The organism is Pseudomonas sp. DL, from assembly GCF_047199225.1.
Classification (GTDB): Bacteria; Pseudomonadota; Gammaproteobacteria; order Pseudomonadales; family Pseudomonadaceae; genus Pseudomonas; species Pseudomonas aeruginosa.
Genome location: NZ_CP178323.1, coordinates 1,513,180 through 1,531,791 on the forward strand (window position 1 = coordinate 1,513,180; position 18,612 = coordinate 1,531,791).

Annotated in this window: 14 protein-coding genes; 3 read left to right on the plus strand and 11 right to left on the minus strand. The window is 69.7% G+C overall.

Going from position 1 to position 18,612, the window contains the following annotated elements:
- Window positions 1–6: 6 nt before the first annotated feature.
- Window positions 7–996: a catabolite repressor/activator gene (gene cra / locus ACI766_RS07100; RefSeq protein ID WP_003104372.1), complete on the minus strand. Its 990-nt coding sequence runs from the start codon at window positions 994–996 to the stop codon at window positions 7–9.
- Window positions 997–1,323: 327 nt separating this feature from the next.
- Here cra and ptsP point away from each other — a divergent pair, with 327 nt between their 5' ends.
- From ptsP to ACI766_RS07115, 3 genes are read left to right on the plus strand one after another with little or no spacing between them, the layout of a single operon-like run.
- The gene (gene ptsP, locus ACI766_RS07105) at window positions 1,324–4,194 is read left to right on the plus strand and encodes a phosphoenolpyruvate--protein phosphotransferase (RefSeq protein WP_023095283.1); all 2,871 of its coding nucleotides are present in this window, start codon (window positions 1,324–1,326) and stop codon (window positions 4,192–4,194) included.
- Window positions 4,194–5,138 (plus strand): 1-phosphofructokinase, encoded by a 945-nt coding sequence (gene pfkB, locus ACI766_RS07110; RefSeq protein ID WP_012613743.1) that lies wholly within the window; start codon window positions 4,194–4,196, stop codon window positions 5,136–5,138. Before ptsP ends, pfkB begins: the two co-directional genes overlap by 1 nt.
- A gap of 1 nt (window position 5,139) precedes the next feature.
- A complete protein-coding gene (locus tag ACI766_RS07115; protein ID WP_034052757.1) occupies window positions 5,140–6,897 on the plus strand; it encodes a PTS fructose-like transporter subunit IIB in 1,758 nt (585 codons plus the stop codon).
- A gap of 153 nt (window positions 6,898–7,050) precedes the next feature.
- On the opposite strand, the gene ACI766_RS07120 is transcribed toward ACI766_RS07115, so the two are convergent.
- The 10 genes from ACI766_RS07120 to algF all read right to left on the minus strand — a co-directional run bounded on the left by ACI766_RS07120 (window position 7,051) and on the right by algF (window position 18,555).
- On the minus strand, window positions 7,051–8,445 hold the full coding sequence (locus ACI766_RS07120; protein WP_003163481.1) for a UDP-glucose 6-dehydrogenase: 1,395 nt from the start codon (window positions 8,443–8,445) through the stop codon (window positions 7,051–7,053).
- Window positions 8,442–8,855 carry a 4-amino-4-deoxy-L-arabinose-phosphoundecaprenol flippase subunit ArnF gene (arnF, locus tag ACI766_RS07125; protein ID WP_003110472.1) on the minus strand — a complete coding sequence of 138 codons (414 nt, stop codon included), beginning with the start codon at window positions 8,853–8,855 and terminating at the stop codon, window positions 8,442–8,444. Before arnF ends, ACI766_RS07120 begins: the two co-directional genes overlap by 4 nt.
- The gene (locus ACI766_RS07130; RefSeq protein ID WP_003112876.1) at window positions 8,852–9,199 is read right to left on the minus strand and encodes an EamA family transporter; all 348 of its coding nucleotides are present in this window, start codon (window positions 9,197–9,199) and stop codon (window positions 8,852–8,854) included. Before ACI766_RS07130 ends, arnF begins: the two co-directional genes overlap by 4 nt.
- A complete protein-coding gene (gene arnT / locus ACI766_RS07135; protein ID WP_003112877.1) occupies window positions 9,196–10,845 on the minus strand; it encodes a lipid IV(A) 4-amino-4-deoxy-L-arabinosyltransferase in 1,650 nt (549 codons plus the stop codon). Before arnT ends, ACI766_RS07130 begins: the two co-directional genes overlap by 4 nt.
- On the minus strand, window positions 10,842–11,729 hold the full coding sequence (arnD, locus tag ACI766_RS07140; RefSeq protein ID WP_003112878.1) for a 4-deoxy-4-formamido-L-arabinose-phosphoundecaprenol deformylase: 888 nt from the start codon (window positions 11,727–11,729) through the stop codon (window positions 10,842–10,844). The genes arnT and arnD overlap by 4 nt, the downstream gene beginning before the upstream one ends.
- Window positions 11,726–13,714 carry a bifunctional UDP-4-amino-4-deoxy-L-arabinose formyltransferase/UDP-glucuronic acid oxidase ArnA gene (gene arnA, locus ACI766_RS07145; RefSeq protein WP_003112879.1) on the minus strand — a complete coding sequence of 663 codons (1,989 nt, stop codon included), beginning with the start codon at window positions 13,712–13,714 and terminating at the stop codon, window positions 11,726–11,728. The genes arnD and arnA overlap by 4 nt, the downstream gene beginning before the upstream one ends.
- A complete protein-coding gene (gene arnC / locus ACI766_RS07150; protein ID WP_003112880.1) occupies window positions 13,711–14,730 on the minus strand; it encodes an undecaprenyl-phosphate 4-deoxy-4-formamido-L-arabinose transferase in 1,020 nt (339 codons plus the stop codon). Before arnC ends, arnA begins: the two co-directional genes overlap by 4 nt.
- Complete coding sequence (gene arnB, locus ACI766_RS07155) at window positions 14,727–15,875, minus strand: UDP-4-amino-4-deoxy-L-arabinose aminotransferase (protein ID WP_003130049.1); 1,149 nt, start codon at window positions 15,873–15,875, stop codon at window positions 14,727–14,729. Before arnB ends, arnC begins: the two co-directional genes overlap by 4 nt.
- Window positions 15,876–16,262: 387 nt before the next feature.
- Window positions 16,263–17,708 carry a mannose-1-phosphate guanylyltransferase/mannose-6-phosphate isomerase gene (locus ACI766_RS07160; protein ID WP_003092113.1) on the minus strand — a complete coding sequence of 482 codons (1,446 nt, stop codon included), beginning with the start codon at window positions 17,706–17,708 and terminating at the stop codon, window positions 16,263–16,265.
- Between the two features lie 196 nt (window positions 17,709–17,904).
- On the minus strand, window positions 17,905–18,555 hold the full coding sequence (gene algF / locus ACI766_RS07165) for an alginate O-acetyltransferase AlgF (protein ID WP_003092112.1): 651 nt from the start codon (window positions 18,553–18,555) through the stop codon (window positions 17,905–17,907).
- Window positions 18,556–18,612: the final 57 nt, after the last annotated feature.

An 18,612-nucleotide genomic window follows, 5' to 3' on the forward strand; every position in this document is an offset into this window, starting at 1 on the left:
GCCGGCTCAGTCGCGCAGCTTGAGTTGCCGGGGGACGGCGTGCAGGCCCGGCCGGTAGTCGTTCTCCTCGACCGCGCGGAGCGCCAGTTCGAGGGCGTTGGCGGCGATCAGCGCGTGCTGCTGGTAGATCGAGTTGACCTTCAGCGGCACGAAGTCGAGCAACTGGGTGTCGCCGAAGGTCGCCACCCGCAAGCCTTCGGGCCAACCGTCGGCACGCGCCTGGAACACATCGAAGACGCCTTCGAGGAGTACATAGGCAGTGGTCACCAGGGCGTCGGGCAGGTAGCCCAGGCGCTCGAGCAATTGCTCCATCAGGCGGCGTCCGCACTCGCGGCTGAACACCTCGGCATGCTCGACGATGACCTCGCCGCGGAAGTCCTTCAGCGCCTGGCGGAAGCCGGCGGCGCGGTCGTGGCTGATGATCAGGTCCGCCCGCGCGCCGAGCAGGGCGATATGGCGCGGCGCCGGTTGCAACAGGGTTTCGGTGAGGCGGCGCGCGGCGTCCTGGTCGTCGCTGATCACCGAGGCGAAGCGCTGCGGGTCGAGCTGGCGGTCGATGGCCACCACCGGCAGGCCTTCGGCGACCAGCCGGGCATGGGTATCATCCCCGGCCGGCAGGCAACTGGCGACGATCAGCGCGTCGCAGCGGCGCGCGCGGAACAGGTTGACCACCTGGCGCTCGGTCTCCGGCTCGTCGTCGGAGCAGGCGATCAGCAACTGGTAGCCGCGCGCCCGGGCGCCTTGTTCGAGTTGCTTGGCGAGGCGGGCGTAGCTGGGGTTTTCCAGGTCCGGGAGGATGAAGCCGAGGGTGCGGGTCTGCCCGCGGCGCAGGCCGGCGGCCTGCTGGTCCGGCTGGTAGCCGTGTTCCTCGACCACGGCAAGCACGCGCTCGACGGTGGCGGCGCTGATGCGCCGCTGGGCGGCCTTGCCATTGATGACGTAGCTGGCGGTGGTCACCGAGACCCCGGCCAGGCGGGCGATATCACTGAGTTTCAAACCGATCTCTACTGGAGGCGACGACAAGTTGGGCTTCAAGGATCAATCATTATCGGGTAACGTGCCAATTTAATTAAGTGAATCGATTCAGCAAAAGATTCCGGCGAAGCCGGCGCCCCCTGCCCCAGGCTGCCTCGCGCAGCCCGAACGCGGCGCCGCCTACGCTATGGCAGGTCAATGACAACAAGCGGATCACCGCCCCTGGCTGTACGGAAGGCTCCCGCGAGCCGCTTTCCGCTACCGCCGGCACATCCCGCGCCCGCGCCTCGGCGCGGCGGGACGATCCGGACGTGAGACGGGGAGCCGTTCGCTCCTGAGGAGGTTTCCATGCTCGAACTCGATACCCGGCAGATCCGCATGGGCCAGCGCGCCGCGGACAAGGCCGAAGCCCTGCGCCTGCTCGGCGCGGCGCTGGTCGCCGACGGCCTGGCCGCGCCCGGCTATGCCGAGGGCCTGAAGGCGCGCGAGGCACAAGGCTCCACCTACCTCGGCCAGGGCATCGCCATACCCCATGGGACCCCGGATACCCGCGAGCTGGTCTTCAGCACCGGTGTGCGCCTGCTGCAATTCCCCGAGGGAGTGGACTGGGGCGATGGCCAGCAGGTCTACCTGGCCATCGGCATCGCGGCGAAGTCCGACGAACACCTGCAGCTCCTGCAATTGCTCACCCGCGCCCTCGGCGAGGCCGACCTGGGACCGGCGCTGAGCGCGGCCGCCAGCGCCGAGGAAGTCCTCGGCCTGTTGCAGGGCGCGCCGCAGGAACTGGCGCTGGACGCACAACTGGTCGGCCTCGGCCAGAACGCCGAGGACCTCGACGAACTGGCCTGGCTCGGCGCGCGCCTGTTGAAGAAGGCCGGCTGCGTGGAGAACGGCTTCGCCGCCGTGCTCCAGCAGACCGAACCGTTGCCGCTGGGCGACGGGCTGTGCTGGTTGCACAGCGAACAATTGGTGAAGCGCCCCGGGCTGGCCTTCGTCACTCCGGCGCAACCGTTGCAGCACCAGGGGCAACCGGTCACCGGGCTGTTCTGCCTGGCCAGCCTGGGCGAAGCGCACCAGGCGCTGCTCGAACGCCTGTGCGACCTGTTGCTGGAAGGGCGTGGCGCCGAGCTGGTGCGCGCCACCAGCAGCCGCAGCGTACTCGCGGCGCTCGGTGGCGAGCTGCCGCCGGACTGGCCCAGCGCGCGAGCGGTCCTGGCCAACCCGCATGGCCTGCATGCCCGCCCGGCGCAGGCGCTGGCGCAGCTGGCCAAGGGCTTCGCCGGCGAGATCCGGGTACGCCTGGCCGACAGCGAGGCGGCCCCCGTCTCGGCGAAGAGCCTGAGCAAGCTGCTCGCCCTCGGCGCGCGACGCGGCCAGACGCTGGAGTTCAGCGCCGAGCCGGCGATCGCCGAGGACGCGCTGCCAGCCTTGCTGGCCGCGGTGCGCGAGGGGCTCGGCGAGGAGGTCGAAGCGCTGGCGGAGGAGGCCTTGCCCGATGCCGTCGGCGAGGCGGAAGAGGATGCCCGGCCGGCGCCGCTGCGCGCCGGCGAGCGCCTGCAGGCAATCGCCGCGTCGCCGGGCATCGCCAGTGGTCCGGCGCATGTCCAGGTGGCGCAGCGCTTCGAGTTCCAGCCGCGCGGCGAGTCGCCGGCCCATGAACGCGAGCGCCTGCTGCGGGCCAAGCGGGCGGTGGACGAGGAGATCGTCGGCCTGGTCGAACGCAGCACGGTGAAGGCGATCCGCGAGATTTTCGTCACCCACCGGGAGATGCTCGACGATCCGGAACTGGCCGAGCAGGTGCAACTGCGCCTGAATCGCGGCGAAAGCGCCGAAGCGGCCTGGAGTCGGGTGGTGGAAGACAGCGCGGCGCAGCAGGAGGCGCTGCACGACACCTTGCTCGCCGAGCGCGCCGCCGACCTCCGCGACCTCGGCCGGCGGGTGCTGGCCAGGCTCTGCGGGGTGGAGGCGCCGCGCGAGCCGGAGCAGCCGTACATCCTGGTGATGGACGAGGTCGGCCCCTCCGATGTCGCCCGCCTCGACGCCCAGCGGGTCGCCGGCATCCTCACGGCGCGCGGCGGCGCCACTTCGCACAGCGCGATCATCGCCCGCGCCCTCGGCATTCCGGCATTGGTCGGCGCCGGCGCGGCGGTGCTCGGCCTGGAGCCTGGCACGGCACTGCTGCTGGATGGCGAGCACGGCTGGCTGCAGGTGGCGCCGAGCACCGAACAGTTGCAGCAGGCCGCCGCCGAGCGCGACGCCCGCCAGCAGCGCCAGGCCCGCGCCGACGCGCAGCGGCTGGAGCCTGCGCGGACCCGCGATGGCCACGCGGTGGAAGTCTGCGCCAACCTTGGCGACACCGCCGGCGCCGCGCGCGCGGTGGAGCTGGGCGCCGAGGGCGTTGGCCTGCTGCGCACCGAGTTCGTCTTCATGAACAACGCCCGCGCGCCGGACCTGGCGACCCAGGAAGCGGAATACCGTCGGGTGCTCGACGCCCTCGACGGACGTCCGCTGGTGGCGCGGACCCTGGATGTCGGCGGGGACAAGCCGCTGCCGTACTGGCCGATTCCCCACGAAGAGAATCCCTATCTGGGCCTGCGCGGTATCCGCTTGACCCTGCAGCGACCGCAGATCCTCGAGACCCAGTTGCGCGCGCTGTTCCGCGCCGCCGGGGAGCGGCCGCTGCGGGTGATGTTCCCGATGGTCGGCAGCCTCGACGAATGGCGCCAGGCGCGTGACCTGGCGCTGCGCCTGCGCGAGGAAATCCCGCTGGCCGACCTGCAACTGGGGATCATGGTCGAGGTGCCCTCTGCGGCGTTGCTCGCGCCGGTGCTGGCCCGCGAGGTGGACTTCTTCAGCGTCGGCACCAACGACCTGACCCAGTACACCCTGGCTATCGATCGCGGCCACCCGAGTCTTTCGGCCCAGGCCGACGGTCTGCATCCGGCGGTGCTGCAACTGATCGACATGACCGTCCGCGCCGCCCACGCCGAGGGCAAGTGGGTCGGCGTCTGCGGCGAACTGGCGGCCGACCCGCTGGCGTTGCCGCTGCTGGTCGGCCTGGGAGTGGACGAGCTGAGCGTCTCGGCGCGCAGCATCGCCCTGGTCAAGGCCGGCGTGCGCGAACTGCAGCTGGTCGCTGCGCGCGGCCTGGCCCGCAAAGCCCTGGGCCTGGCGAGCGCCGCCGAGGTCCGGGCCCTGGTGGAAGCGGAGGTGCAGTAATGGCGCGGATCCTGACGATTACCCTGAACCCGGCGCTGGACCTCACCGTGCGCCTGCGCCAGCTGGAACTGGGGGCGGTTAACCGCAGCGAGGCGGTGCTGACCCAGGCCGCCGGCAAGGGCCTGAACGTCGCCCAGGTGCTTGCCGACCTCGGCCATCGGTTGACGGTCAGCGGCTTCCTCGGCGAAGACAACCAGCCGCCGTTCACCGCCATGTTCCAGCGTCGTGGCTTCGCCGATGCGTTCGTCCGGGTGCCGGGCGAAACCCGCAGCAACATCAAGCTGGCCGAGCGCGGCGGGCGCGTCAGCGACCTCAACGGGCCGGGCCCGGAGGCCGACGAGCGAGCCCAGGCGGCGTTGCTCGAACGCCTCGACCGGCTTGCCGGGGAGCACGAGCTGGCGGTGGTCGCCGGCAGCCTGCCGCGCGGGGTCGAGCCGGAATGGCTGGGCGAACTGCTGCGGCGCTTGCGGCGCCTCGGCCTGAAGGTCGCCTTCGACAGCAGCGGCGCGGCCCTGCGCGAAGGTGTGAAGGCTGCGCCGTGGATGATCAAGCCGAACGTCGAGGAACTGGCCGACCTCTGCTCGGCGCCGATGGACGACCTGGCCGCACAGCGCCAGGCGGCCGAACGCCTGCGCCAGGACGGGGTAGGCCAGGTGGTGATTTCCCAGGGCGCCGCGGGGGTCAACTGGTTCGCCGCCGAGGGTGCCTGGCAGGCGCGGCCGCCGGCGGTGGAAGTGGCCAGCACGGTGGGTGCCGGCGATTCCCTGCTGGCCGGCATGCTGCACGGGCTGGCCAGCGGCTGGCCGGCCGAGCGGGTGCTGCGTCAGGCCACCGCCATCGCCAGCCTGGCGGTGACCCAGTTCGAGTTCGGCATCGGCGATCCGCAGCGCCTGGCGCGGATCGAAGCGGGCGTCGTGGTGCAGCCATTGGTCGAGGAGGCCTGAGATGAAACTAGCGATCGTCACCGCCTGCCCTGGCGGACAGGTCACCAGCGTGCTCGCCGCGCGCCTGCTGCGGGGCGCCGCCGAGCGCCTGGGCTGGGAAACCTGCGTCGAGGCGAATGCCGGGTCGAGGCCCGAGGGCGAACTGAGCGCCGAACAGATCGCCGAAGCCGACTGGGTCCTGCTGGTCGGCGTCGAGCCGCTGGCGGCGGCGCGTTTCGTCGGCAAGCCGGTGTATCGCGCGCGTCCCGCCGAGGCGCTGGCCGATCCGCGCGCCTTCCTCCAGCGGGCCGCCGCCCTGGCGAGCGTGGAGGTCGCCGGGGACGAGGTCGGCCTGGTTGCGCCGGAGGCCGGAGCGGCACCGCGGATCGTCGCGGTGACCGCCTGTCCGACCGGCGTGGCGCACACCTTCATGGCCGCCGAGGCGTTGCAGCTCGCGGCGGGGCAACTGGGCTTCGCGTTGCAGGTCGAGACCCAGGGCTCGGTCGGCGCGCGCAACCCGCTCGACCCGGCGGACATCGCCGCCGCCGACGTGGTCCTGCTGGCCGCCGACATCGACGTGGACACGGCCCGTTTCGCCGGCAAGAAGATCTACCGTTGCGGCACCGGCGTGGCCCTCAAGCAGGCCCGCGCGACGCTCGAGCGGGCGCTGGCGGAAGGGCAGGTCGAGAGCGCGGGCGCAGCCAGCGCGGTGGTCGCCAGGGACGAGAAGCGCGGGGTGTACAAGCACCTGCTGACCGGGGTGTCGTTCATGTTGCCGATGGTGGTCGCGGGCGGCCTGCTGATCGCCCTGTCGCTGGCCTTCGGCATCGATGCCTACAAGCAGCCGGGCAGCCTGGCGGCGGTGCTGAGGACGGTCGGCGACACGGCTTTCGTCCTGATGGTGCCGATGCTCGCCGGCTACATCGCCTATTCCATCGCCGACCGCCCGGGCCTGGCGCCGGGCATGCTCGGCGGCCTGCTCGCCGGGACCCTCGGCGCCGGGTTCATCGGCGGGATAGTCGCCGGCTTCATCGCCGGCTATGCGGCGCGGGCCATCAGCCACGGGCTGAGGCTGCCGGCGAGCCTGGAAGCGCTGAAGCCGATCCTGGTCATCCCGTTGCTGGCCAGCCTGGTCACCGGCCTGCTGATGCTCTACGTGGTCGGCAAGCCGGTGGCCGGGATGCTCGCGGCACTGACCGGGTTCCTCGACGGCATGGGTACCTCCAATGCCATCCTCCTCGGCCTGCTGCTCGGCGGGATGATGTGCGTCGACCTCGGCGGACCGGTCAACAAGGCCGCCTACGCCTTTTCCGTCGGCCTGCTCTCGTCGCACAGCTACGCGCCGATGGCAGCGGTGATGGCGGCGGGCATGGTGCCGCCGATCGGCATGGGCCTGGCGACCCTGCTGGCGCGGCGCAAGTTCGCCGAGAGCGAGCGGCAGGCCGGCAAGGCAGCCTCGGTGCTGGGGCTGTGCTTCATCTCCGAAGGCGCCATCCCGTTCGCCGCCAAGGACCCGTTGCGGGTGATCCCGGCGAGCATCGCCGGCGGCGCGCTGACCGGCGCCCTGTCGATGTATTTCGGCTGCAAGTTGCAGGCGCCTCACGGCGGGTTGTTCGTGATGCTGGTGCCCAACGCGATCAACCACGCCCTGGCGTACCTGCTGGCGATCGTCGCCGGCAGCCTGCTTACCGGGCTGCTCTACGCCGTGCTCAAGCGCGGCGCCGAGCCGGGACTGGCGTTGGGGACCTCGTCCTCGCGGGAGCCGGCGGCTGGCGGATAGCCGCGAGGCGGTCATGCGCCCTACGCCACCTGAGCGACGTGGCAGGGGGTAGGGCGAATAACGCCGCAGGCGTTATCCGCCGAGACTCCGGAGAACCGGCGGATAACCGCAAGCGGTTATTCGCCCCAGCGGTCGATCCGACCTGGGGCGGCCTCAGGCCTGGCGCAACAGGCGCATGCCATCTTCCTGTGCGAGGCTGGCCTCGTTGATCGGCAACGAGCAGGACTGCCCGCGTCCCATCGGGTAGTAGTGGAAGCCGTGGCGGGCCATGCGCTCGGGGTCGTAGAGGTTGCGCCCGTCGAAGATCACCGGGGCCTTCAGGCGCTCCTTGAGCAGCTCGAAATCCGGTGCCTTGAATTGCTGCCACTCGGTGCAGATGACCAGCGCATCGGCGCCTCCCAGGGTCGCCTCGGGGGTGCCCATCAGGCTCAGGCGTTCGTCGTGGCCATAGAGCCGCTGGGTTTCCTGCATGGCTTCGGGATCGTAGGCGCGCACCTGCGCGCCGTGGCGCCAGAGCGCTTCCATCAGTTCGCGGCTGGGCGCGTCGCGCATGTCGTCGGTGTTCGGCTTGAAGGCCAGGCCCCAGAGGGCGAAGGTCTTGCCGCGCAGGTCGCCGTCGTAGAACACCCGGATGCGTTCGAACAGCTTGTGCTTCTGCCGCCGGTTGATCGCTTCCACTGCCTGCAACAGGTCGCTGGAGCAATGCGCCTGCTCGGCGCTGTGGATCAGCGCGCGCATGTCCTTGGGGAAGCAGGAGCCGCCGTAGCCGCAGCCGGGGTAGATGAAGTGGTAGCCGATCCGCGGGTCGGCGCCGATGCCCTGGCGCACCGCCTCGATATCGGCACCGAGGTGTTCGGCCAGTTCGGCGATCTGGTTGATGAAGCTGATCTTGGTCGCCAGCATGCCGTTCGCCGCGTACTTGGTCAGTTCGGCGCTGCGCAGGCCCATGAACAGCATGCGGTCGTGGTTGCGGTTGAACGGCTCGTAGAGTTCGCGCATCACCTGGCGCACCTCTTCGTTGTCGCAGCCGACCACGATGCGGTCCGGGCGCCGGCAGTCGGCGACGGCGGAGCCTTCCTTGAGGAATTCCGGGTTGGAGACGATCTCGAATTCCAGCTCGCGTCCGTCGGCTTCCAGGCGCCGCTCGATGTGCGCGCGCAGGCGGTCGCCGGTGCCTACCGGGACGGTCGATTTCTCCACCACGATGACGGGCTTGCGGCGGTGCTCGGCGATGGCATCGGCCACCGCGAAGACCGCGCCGAGATCGGCCGCGCCGTCCTCGCCAGGCGGGGTGCCGACCGCGATGAACTGCACCCGGCCGTGCTCCACGGCCAGGCGCGCATCGCTGCTGAAACGCAGGCGGCCGCTGTCCAGGCCTTCGCGCAGCAAGGCGTCGAGCCCGGGTTCGTAGATGCTGGCGAGGCCCTGCGCGAGGCGTTCGACCTTGTTCCGGTCGATGTCCATGCACAGTACATCGTGGCCCACTTCGGCGAGGACGGCGGCCTGCACCAGTCCTACATAGCCACTGCCGAATACGCTGATCTTCATGGTGCTTTCCTCGACGGATGATGCGCGGGCGCGGCAGCGGTGCGGCGGGCGTTGACGGTCAACACGCCGAGCACCACCAGGCCTACGCCCAGGGTCTTGCTGGTACTGAAGGTTTCATCGAACGCGGGCAGGCTCGCCGCCAGCAGGTAGACCAGCGCGTAGCTGGCGCTCAACAGGCTGTAGGCGCGGCCCAGCGGCAGGTGGCGCAGGGCGGCCAGCCAGCACAGCAGAGAGGCGGCGTAGGCCGCCACCGCCAGGGCTACCGCGAGCAACGCGGCGCGCTCCGGCGTTTGCCCGGCCCAGGCTTCAGGCAGCGGCAGGCGGCTCATGCCCCAGCGCATGCCGAGCTGGGCGGCGCTGGCCAGCAGCACGCTGCCCAGCGCCGCCAGCCAGCCGCGTAGCGCGTTCATGCGCTCCTCCCGAGCAGGGCCACGCCGGCGACGATCAGCAACAGGCCGGCGAGGTGGCGGCGATCCACCGGCTCATCGAAGACGAAGCGTGCCGCCAGGGTGACCAGGACGAAGTTCAGCGCCAGCATCGGATAGGCGCTGCCGACTTCCACCCGTTGCAGGAGCAGCAGCCAGCAGAGCAGGCCGAGCCCGAGGGCGAGCAGCGCCAGCCACGGCCACGGACTGCGCAGGCGCGCCGTCCAGCCGTCGGCGGCGACCAGGCGCCAGTGCTCCACGGTGAGCTTCTGCGCAACCTGGCCGAGGCCGGTCATGAGCAGGGTGGCGAGCAGCAGCGCGGCGCTCATGGGCGCACCTGCGGCAGGATCGCCAGGACCAGGTTGCCGTTCCGGTAGCGTTCGCCGTCGCCCGGCAACAGCGCCAGCTGGTAGCGGTCGCTGGCGCTGTTGATCCGCAGCAGCACGGCAATCGAGCCGTCCTGGCGTGCCCGCCAGAGCCACTGGCGGATGTCTGCCAAGGGCACGCTGCGCTGGCTGTGCTCGGGGTAGGAGAGGCCGTACTTCAGCTCGCCGCGCGTGTCGTAGAGCGTCACGTCGCTACGACGCAGGCGCCAGGCGAGGGCCGAGGCGGCGCCGAGGTCATTGCTCAGCAGATGGCGGGCGCCGGTCAGTTCATCGAGGTGTTCGGCGACGAACAGGTCGGGGGTCTTGTTCTGCACCACATGGTTGGGCATCGCTGCCGGCAGCAGCGCGATCAGCACCCAGCTCGCCAGCAGCGGCGCGGCCCAGGCGCGTAGCGGGTAGCGCCACTGGGCGAGGCCGGCGGCGGCCCAGGCGCCGATCACCAGCAGGACCAGGAACAGCTCGAAGGGTTCTTCCTGGTACACCGGCTTGCGCAGTTGCAGGTAGGCCAGGGCCGCCAGCGCGAGGAGCGCCAGGCCCAGGTTGAGCAGCCCGTTGCCGCGCAGCGCGACGCTGTTCCCCAGGCGCAGCCGCTGCACCAGGGCGTGGCCCATGAGCAGTGCCAGCGGCAGCAGGCAGGGCATGATGTAGGTCGGCAGCTTGCCCCGGCTCAGGCTGAAGAACGCCAGCGGCAACAGCAGCCATAGCGCCAGGAAGACCACCGGCGCTTGGCGCCGCTCGTGCCAGGCCTGGCGCAGCGCGCTCGGCAGCAGGCCGCTCCAGGGCAGGCAGGCGACCGCCAGCAACGGCAGGTAGAACCACCACGGGCGAGAGTGCTGGGCGTCTTCGCCGGCGAAGCGGCGGATGTGTTCGTGCCAGAAGAAGAACCGCCAGTAGTCCGCTTCCCGCGCATGCACGGCGAGCGCCCAGGGCAGGCAGACGAGCAGCGCCGCCAGCACCGCCAGCGCTCCGTAGCCAAGCAGCTCGCGCCAGCGCCGCTGCCAGAGCATGTAGGGCAGGGCGACCAGTACCGGCAGCAGCCAGGCGAGGAAGCCCTTGGTCAGGAAGCCCATGCCGCAGGCGAGGCCGAGCAGGGTCCAGCCGAGCAGGCGCGCGCGGCGGCTCCCCGCGTCGAGGGCATGCCACAGCGCCACCAGGCTCAGGTTGACCCAGAAGGTGAATTGCGGGTCGAGGTTGGCATAGCCGGACTGCCCGGCGATCAAGCCGAAGCTGGCGTAGAGCAGCGCGCATGCCAGGCTGGTGCGCGGGTCGCGCCACAGGCGGCGGGCCAGCAGGTAGGCGAGCAGGACGCTGAGGGCGGTGGCGACGACCGAGGCGATGCGCACGCCGAACAGGTTTTCGCCGAAGACCGCCTGGCCGAGGGCGATCATCCAGTAGCCGGCGACCGGCTTCTCGAAGTAGCGCAGGCCGAGGAAGTGCGGCGACACCCAGTCGCCGCCCAGCAGCATCGCCTGGCTGATCTGCGCGTAGCGGGTCTCGTCGGGAATCCACAGGCCATGGTTGCTCAATGGAACCAGGTAGAACAGGCCGAAGGCGATCAGCAGCAGCGAACAGGTCTGGCGGCGGCTCATGGCTGGCGCACTCCCAGCCAGCCCTCGCGGCCGGCCAGGCGGCCGCGCACCAGTTCGGCCAGCGGCAGGCTGCGCGGATCGTCCGGCAGCAGTTCGCCCAACGGGCGGAAGCGGATGCCGCGCCGTTCGGCGCGCCGCAGCAGTTCGCGGAACGCCGGGGCGAGGAGCAGCCCCTCGACCTCGGCGTGGATGGTGTAGACGTTGTCGCGGCCAGCGGCGAAGCGTTCCAGGATGAAGTCGTTGTAGGCCTCGCGCGGCAGGCCGGGGCCGACCACCTCGTCGAAGGTCGGCAGGTTCACCGGCACCTGCGGGATGCCAGGGCTGCCGTCGGCCAGGCGCGGGCGGAACGCGCCGCGTCCGCGGCAGTCGCTGTTGTAGCGGAAGCCGAAGGGCTGCTTGGCCTCGACCACCCGGCCGTCGGCGCGCCAACCGGCGGCGGCGGAACAACGCACCGGCTGGCCGAGGATGTCCGCCAGGCAATCGCTGCCGCGGCGGATCTGCTCGCCGAGCTGCTGCACGCTCCAGACGCCGGCGTGGGTCTGCCAGGCATGGTGGTCCCAGGCGTGCAGGCCGACCTCGTGGCCGGCGGCCTGGGTCCGCCGCATCAGCGGGCCGAGTTCGCGGCCGATCGGCTTGCCCGGCCAGGCGGTGCCGGCCAGCAGGATGTCCCAGCCATACAGGCTGGCGGCGCGCGAGCGGAGCATCTTCCAGAAGAACGCCGGGCGCGCCAGGCGCCAGAGGTGGCGGCCCATGTTGTCCGGGCCGACGCTGAAGAAGAAGGTCGCCTTCAGCCCGGCTTCGTCGAGCAGCTCGAGCAGCCGCGGCACCCCGTCGCGGGTGCCGCGGAAGGTGTCGACGTCGATGCGCAGGCCGGCCTGGATCACGCCTGTGCCTCGCGCTCGCGGAGCGCTTCGTGGAGGAAGAAGTCGAGGGTCTTGCCGATGGTCTCGCGCAGTTCGATGGTGGGCTGCCAGTCGAGCAGGCGCCGGGCGTTGTCGATGCTCGGCTTGCGGTGGGCCACGTCCTGGTAGCCGTCGCCGTAGAAGCTGCGGCTCTCCACCTCGCGGAAGCCGGCGAAGGGCGGGAACTGCGCGCGCAGCGGGTGGGCCTCGAACTGGCGCAGCAGTTCCTCGCCGAGCTGGCGGATGCTCGCCTCGTTGTCCGGGTTGCCGATGTTGACGATCTGCCCGTCGCAGCGGCCGTCGCGGTTGTCGATGATCCGCGCGAGGGCCTCGATGCCGTCGTCGACGTCGGTGAAGCAGCGCTTCTGCGCGCCGCCGTCGACCAGGCGGATCGGCGTGCCTTCGACCAGGTGCAGGATGAGCTGGGTGATCGCCCGCGAGCTGCCGATCCGCGCCGAATCCAGGCGGTCCAGGCGCGGGCCCATCCAGTTGAACGGACGGAACAGGGTGAAGCGCAGGCCCTGCTGGCCGTAGGCCCAGATCACCCGGTCGAGCAACTGCTTGGACACCGAGTAGATCCAGCGCTGCTTGTTGATCGGCCCGACCACCAGGTTCGAGCGGTCTTCGTCGAAGTCCGGGTCCTGGCACATGCCGTAGACCTCGGAGGTGGAAGGGAACACCACGCGTTTGCCGTATTTCACGCAGTAGCGGACGATCCGCAGGTTTTCCTCGAAGTCCAGTTCGAACACCCGCAGCGGGTTGCGCGTGTACTCGATGGGCGTGGCGATGGCCACCAGCGGCAGGATCACGTCGCATTTCTTCACATGGTATTCGAGCCACTCCGAATGGATGCCGATGTCGCCTTCGACGAAGTGGAAATGCGGGTCGGCCTTGAGCCGTTCGATGGCGTCGGAGCCGATGTCCATGCCGTGGACCTCGTAGCGACCGTCGCGCAGCAGGCGTTCGGACAGGTGGTTGCCGATGAAGCCGTTGACCCCGAGGATCAGCACCCGCGTGCGGCGCTGCGGACTGCATGCCGCGCCACGCAGGCGCGCGCCCTCGACCAGGCCCAGCTCGGTGGCCAGTTGCGTGCCGGCCAGGTACAGGCCGCGCTCGCCGCGCTGGCCGAAGCGCAGCACCAGCGAGTCCTCGCCGCAGGCGATCCGCAGCGGGTCGCAGGACAGTACGCTGCCCGGCTCGCGGCCGTGGTTGCCGGCGACCACCTCGGCGCTCCAGACGATCAGCTTCTGTTCGCCGACCTGGCAGAAGGCGCCAGGGTAGGGCTGGGTCACCGCGCGCACCAGGTCGTACAACTGCCGTGCCGGCCTGTGCCAGTCGAGCAGGCCGTCCGCCGGGGTGCGCCGGCCGAAGTGGCTGGCCTGGCTCTCGTCCTGCTCGACTTCCGGCAGCACGCCGAGGGCGAGCAGCGGCAGGCTGTCGCGCAGCAGGGCGCCGGCGGCCTTGCGCAGCTTGCCGTGCAGGCTCAGGGCGGTGTCCTCGGGGTCGATGGCGACGGCCTGCTGGGCGAGGATCGGCCCGGCGTCGGCGCGCTCGATCATGCGATGCAGGGTCACCCCGGTCTGCGTTTCGCCGTTGACCAGCACCCAGTTCGCCGGGGCGCGTCCGCGGTAGCGCGGCAGCAGCGAACCGTGCAGGTTGTAGGCGCCGCGTGCGGCGCAGGCGAGCAGCTCGGCGCCGAGCAGGCGGCGGTAGTAGAAGGAGAACAGGAAGTCCGGGCGCAGTTGGCGGATGCGCTCCAGCCACAGCGGATGGTTCACGTCCTCGGGCGCGTGCAGCGGAATGCCGCGCTCGGCGCAGAGGCGTGCGACCGAGGCGTAGAAGGTGTTTTCCCGTGGGTCGTCGGCATGGGTGAAGACGGCGGCGATCTCGTAGCCGGCATTGAGCAGGGCTTCGATACCGGTGCAACCGATGTCGTGGTAGGCGAAGACGACGGCTTTCGAGGTCATGGCGTGGAAGGCTCGCTGGATGAAGAGGTGAAACCGGCCCGCTGCAGGGCCGAGGGAAGCGCGGAGGGCGTGGCGCGGACCACGCGCTCGATGAAGAAGCGCGGCCGCGCGCGCACGTCGCTGTACATGCGCCCGAGGTACTCGCCGAGCAGGCCCATGCCGAGCAACTGCACGCCGCTGAACATGAACAGCACGGCGAACAGCACGAACAGGCCGTTGCCGGCCCAGGCGGCGCCGAAGGCCAGGCGCAGCACGAGGAGGAACAGGGCGAAGAGGAAGCCGGCCAGGGCCATGCCGCCGCCGACCAGGCTGAGCAGGCGCAGCGGCGTGGTGGTCATGCAGGTGACCAGGTCGAACATCAGGTTGAGCAGGCGCATCGCGCTGTATTTCGATTCGCCGTGGGCGCGCTCGGCGTGGGCGACGCGGATCTCGCAGGTATGCCGGGCGAAGCCGTTGGCCAGGATCGGGATGAAGGTACTGCGTTCGCGGCAGGCCAGCATCGCTTCGACGATGCTGCGCCGGTAGGCGCGCAGCATGCAGCCGTAGTCGTGCATGGCGACCCCGGTGGAGCGCTGCACCGCCAGGTTCACCAGGCGCGAAGGCCAGCGCCGCCAGGCCGAGTCCTGGCGCTCGGCGCGGATGCTGCCGACCACGTCGTAGCCCTGCGCGGCGCGCTCCACCAGGCGCGGGATTTCCTCCGGCGGGTTCTGCAGGTCGGCATCGAGGGTGATCACCAGGTCGCCACGGGACTGCTCGAAGCCGGCGAGGATCGCCGCGTGCTGGCCGTAGTTGCGGTTGAGGATCACCGCCACCACGGCGCTGCCGTCGCGTTCGGCGGCGGCCTGCAAGAGTTCCGCGGAGCGGTCGCGGCTGCCGTCGTCGACCAGCACGATCTCGAAGGCGCGGCCCAGCTCCAGGCAGGCGGCCTCGGTGCGGCGCAGCAGTTCGGGCAGGCTGGCTTCCTCGTTGTAGACCGGGATCACCACCGAGACCAGGTCGATCGGATAGGGCTTCATCGACGTTTCTCCAGGATGTCCTCGATGGCGCGGGCGACGCGCTCGATGTCGTCGTCGCGCATGTCGGGGAACAGCGGGATGGAGCACAGGCGGGCCGAGTTCCACTCGCTGTTGGGCAGGCTCAGGCGCGGCTGGCGCTGGCGGTAGTAGTGGTGCAGGTGACTGGCGATGAAATGGATGCCGCTACCGATGCCGCGCGCCTTCAGGGCTTCCATGAAGGCGTCGCGGCCCAGGCCGCAGGCCTCGGCGTCGATGCGCAGGATGAACAGGTGCCAGGCGTGGCGCTGCTTGTGCGCGGGCAGGCCGAGCGGCGCCAGCGGCAGGCCGGCGAGGCGCTCCAGGTAGCGTTCGGCGAGGGCCTGGCGGCGCGCGTTGAGCGCGTCCAGGCGCTTGAGCTGGACCAGCGCGAGGGCGGCGTTGAGGTCGGCCAGGTTGTATTTGAAACCGGGCTCGATCACTTCCGCCTGCGGCTTGCGTCCATGGCTCAGGCGGTCGTAGGCATCGACCCCGAGGCCGTGGAACTTGAGGCGGCGGACCCGTTCGGCGAGGGCGCTGTCGTCGCTGACGAACATCGCGCCTTCGGCGCAGGTCAGGTTCTTGATCGCGTGGAAGGAAAAGATCGCCGTGCCGCGGGAGCCTACCGGGCGCCCGCGGTATTCGCTGCCGACCGCGTGGGCGGCGTCCTCGACCAGGGCGATGCCGTGGCGCCCGGCGACCGTGCGCAGGCCTTCGAGATCCAGGGTGGAGCCGGCGTAGTGCACCGGCACGATGGCGCGGGTGCGCGGGCCGATGGCGGCTTCCACTGCCTGCGCCGAACACATCAGGGTGTCGCGGTCGACGTCGACGAACACCGGGGTGGCGCCGAGCAGGGTGATGACGTTGGCGGTGGAGACCCAGGTCAGCGACGGCGTGATCACTTCGTCGCCGGGGCCGATGCCCAGCGCCAGCAGGGTGACGTGCAGGGCGCCGGTGGCCGAGGATAGCGCCACTGCGTGGCGGCAGCCGAGGCGTTCGGCGAAGCGCTGTTCGAGCTCCTGGTTCTTCGGACCGGTGGTGATCCAGCCGGAACGCAGGACCTGCTCCACGGCGGCGATTTCGTCCTCGCCGATGCTTGGCCGGGAGAATGGCAGAAAGTCCAGTGACATGTAATGAAGCCTCGGTACTGGGAGGGCGGTACGAAGAGGTTATTTATATGTCGCTGAATGCTGCCTGAACGTTTGTTAAGACTCGCTTAACAACGGCTGAATGAAGACTGAACGAACTCGAAGAAACTGGAGGATAAAGCCGGAAGCCTCGTTTTCAGGGGCTTGCAGGGTTGGTTGGAATGGATCTCGGGTGTTTTCTGAGTGGCTTTTATTAATAACCCGAGTCCTGTTTCTTTAAGGGTTCATTAATACTTGATGTCCGCTCCCCGTGAATATTCCGGAAACTTCATGGAAACATGGGGAGGGCCAGGGAAAGTCAATCCCGTAGGTTGTCGGAAAAAAACAACCCCCTGGCGGATCGCTCCGCCAGGGGGCCGGGTCGACGCTTCAGCGGCTGCCGGCGACCACTTGCAGGGCCGGTTCTGCGGTGCGCCCGTAGACGTCTTCCAGGCGCTCGATGTCGTCCTCGCCGAGGTAGCTGCCGGACTGCACCTCGATGATCTCCAGCGGGATCTTGCCGGGGTTGGCCAGGCGGTGCACGGAGGCGATCGGGATGTAGGTCGACTGGTTCTCGGTGAGCAGGAAGGTCTTGTCGTCGCAGGTCACCTGGGCGGTCCCGGAAACCACGATCCAGTGCTCGGCGCGGTGGTGGTGCATCTGCAGCGAGAGGCGCGCGCCGGGCTTCACGGTGATGTGCTTGACCTGGAAGCGGCCGCCCATGTCCACCGAGTCGTAGGAGCCCCACGGGCGGTAGACCTCGCAGTGGTTCTGGGTCTCGCTACGGCCCTGGGCGTCGAGGTCCTTGACCACGTGCTTGACGTCCTGCACCCGGTCCTTGTGGGCGATCATCATGGCGTCCTTGGTTTCCACCACCACGATGTCCTCCAGGCCGATCACCGAGACCAGCTTGCCGTTGCCGTGCACCAGGCAGTTGTGGCTGTCGTGGACCAGCACGTCGCCCTTGGTGACGTTGCCGTTGGCGTCCTTGGCGTGCACGTCCCAGATCGACGACCAGCTGCCGACATCGTTCCAGCCGGCGGACAGCGGCACCACGCAGGCGCGTGAGGTCTTCTCCATCACCGCGTAGTCGATGGAGTTGTCCGGGCAGCATTCGAAGGTGGCGGCGTCGATGTTCACCAGGTCGCCGTCGTGCTGGCTGCGCTCCAGGGCCAGCAGGCAGGTGTCGTAGATGTCGGCGTCGTGCTTCTTCAGTTCTTCCAGGTAGCGGCTGGCGCGGAACAGGAACATGCCGCTGTTCCAGTAGTAGCCGCCGGCGGCGACGAACTCGCGGGCGCGGGCTTCGTCGGGCTTCTCGACGAAGCTCTGCACCCGGCTGACGCCTTCCGGCAGTTGCGCATCGGCGCTCGCGCGGATGTAGCCGTAGCCGGTCTCGGGGCGGCTGGCGGGAATGCCGAAGAGCACCATCTCGCCCTTTTCGGCGGCGTTGGTGGCCAGCGCCAGGGCCTGCTGGAAGGCGCGCTGGTCCTCGATCACGTGGTCGGCGGGAAGGATCAGCAGCAGTTCGTCGCGGCCTTCGGCGACCAGTTTCATCGCGGCGATGGCCACCGCCGGCGCCGTGTTGCGGCCGAAGGGTTCGAGGAGGATCGCCTGGCTCGCCAGGTTTTGTGCCTCCAGCTGTTCCTGGACGATGAAGCGGTGCTCCTTGTTGCACACCAGCAGCGGTGCCTGCATGCCGTCGAAGGCCAGGCGCTTGATGGTCTGCTGGAACAGGGTGTCGTCGCCGGTAAGGGCGAGGAACTGCTTGGGGTACTGCTTGCGGGAAAGAGGCCAGAGTCGCGAGCCGCTGCCACCGGAAAGGATTACTGGGATCATGTTGTTTCTCCTTGAAGCGATGCGTCTGTCTAGGGATCCCGCCGTGCGGCGGGATATCTCGTTACCGGGCTCCACGGAGCCCCGGGTGACCTCTCCAGTGCGCTCCTTCTGCGGGAGCGCTGACGGTTGGTGCGCCGGTGTCGGGCCGGTCTTGTTGTGTGGAATGCCGGGAGGGGCGAGCCCCTCCCGGTCGGTCTCAGTCCGCCTTCACCGGGCGCTTGACCCAGACCGGCGCGAGCTTGCCGCCGCTGCCGGTGACATACAGGCAGACCACCTCGCCGCGGGCCAGGGTGACCGGCTTCAGGTCGCTGACCTTCTTGCTGCCGTCGAACAGCGCCAGGTTCACCTTTACCGGGTTGATCTCGCGGTCGCCGTGGCTTTGCGGGCCGACGTCCTTGACCACGTCGGTCTTGCCGTCGGCGGTCTTCAGGGTCAGCTTCGAGCCGCTGAGGTTCTGCACCCGCACCAGCGCCTTCTGCTTGTTCTTGAACGGCGGCTCGGCCACCAGCTGCGGCTTGCCGCCGGGCTGGCTGACCAGGGTGTAGTAGCTGTCCGGGTCGAGCTTGACCGGCAGGCTCTGCTGGCCGACCTGGGCGGTGTAGCTGCCGGGGGGGAGGAACTTGAAGTCGCTGGAACCGAGCGGCGCGACGTCGTTCAGGCTGGTGCTGCCGACCGACACGTCGAGTTCGCTGTTGCCGGCGTTGTAGGCGCGGACGAAGGCCGAGCCCTTGGGTGCCTGGGGCCCGTACAGGGCGCCCTCGTCGGCCTGCGCGGCGAATGCGGCGACGCCGAGGGAAAGTGCGCAGGCCAGGCGGGTCCAGGTGTGGCGGCGGGTCATCGGGTTCATGGGTATTCCTCCGTTGCTTCTTCTTCAGCGGGGCGCTCGGCCCCGTGGGTAAACAGC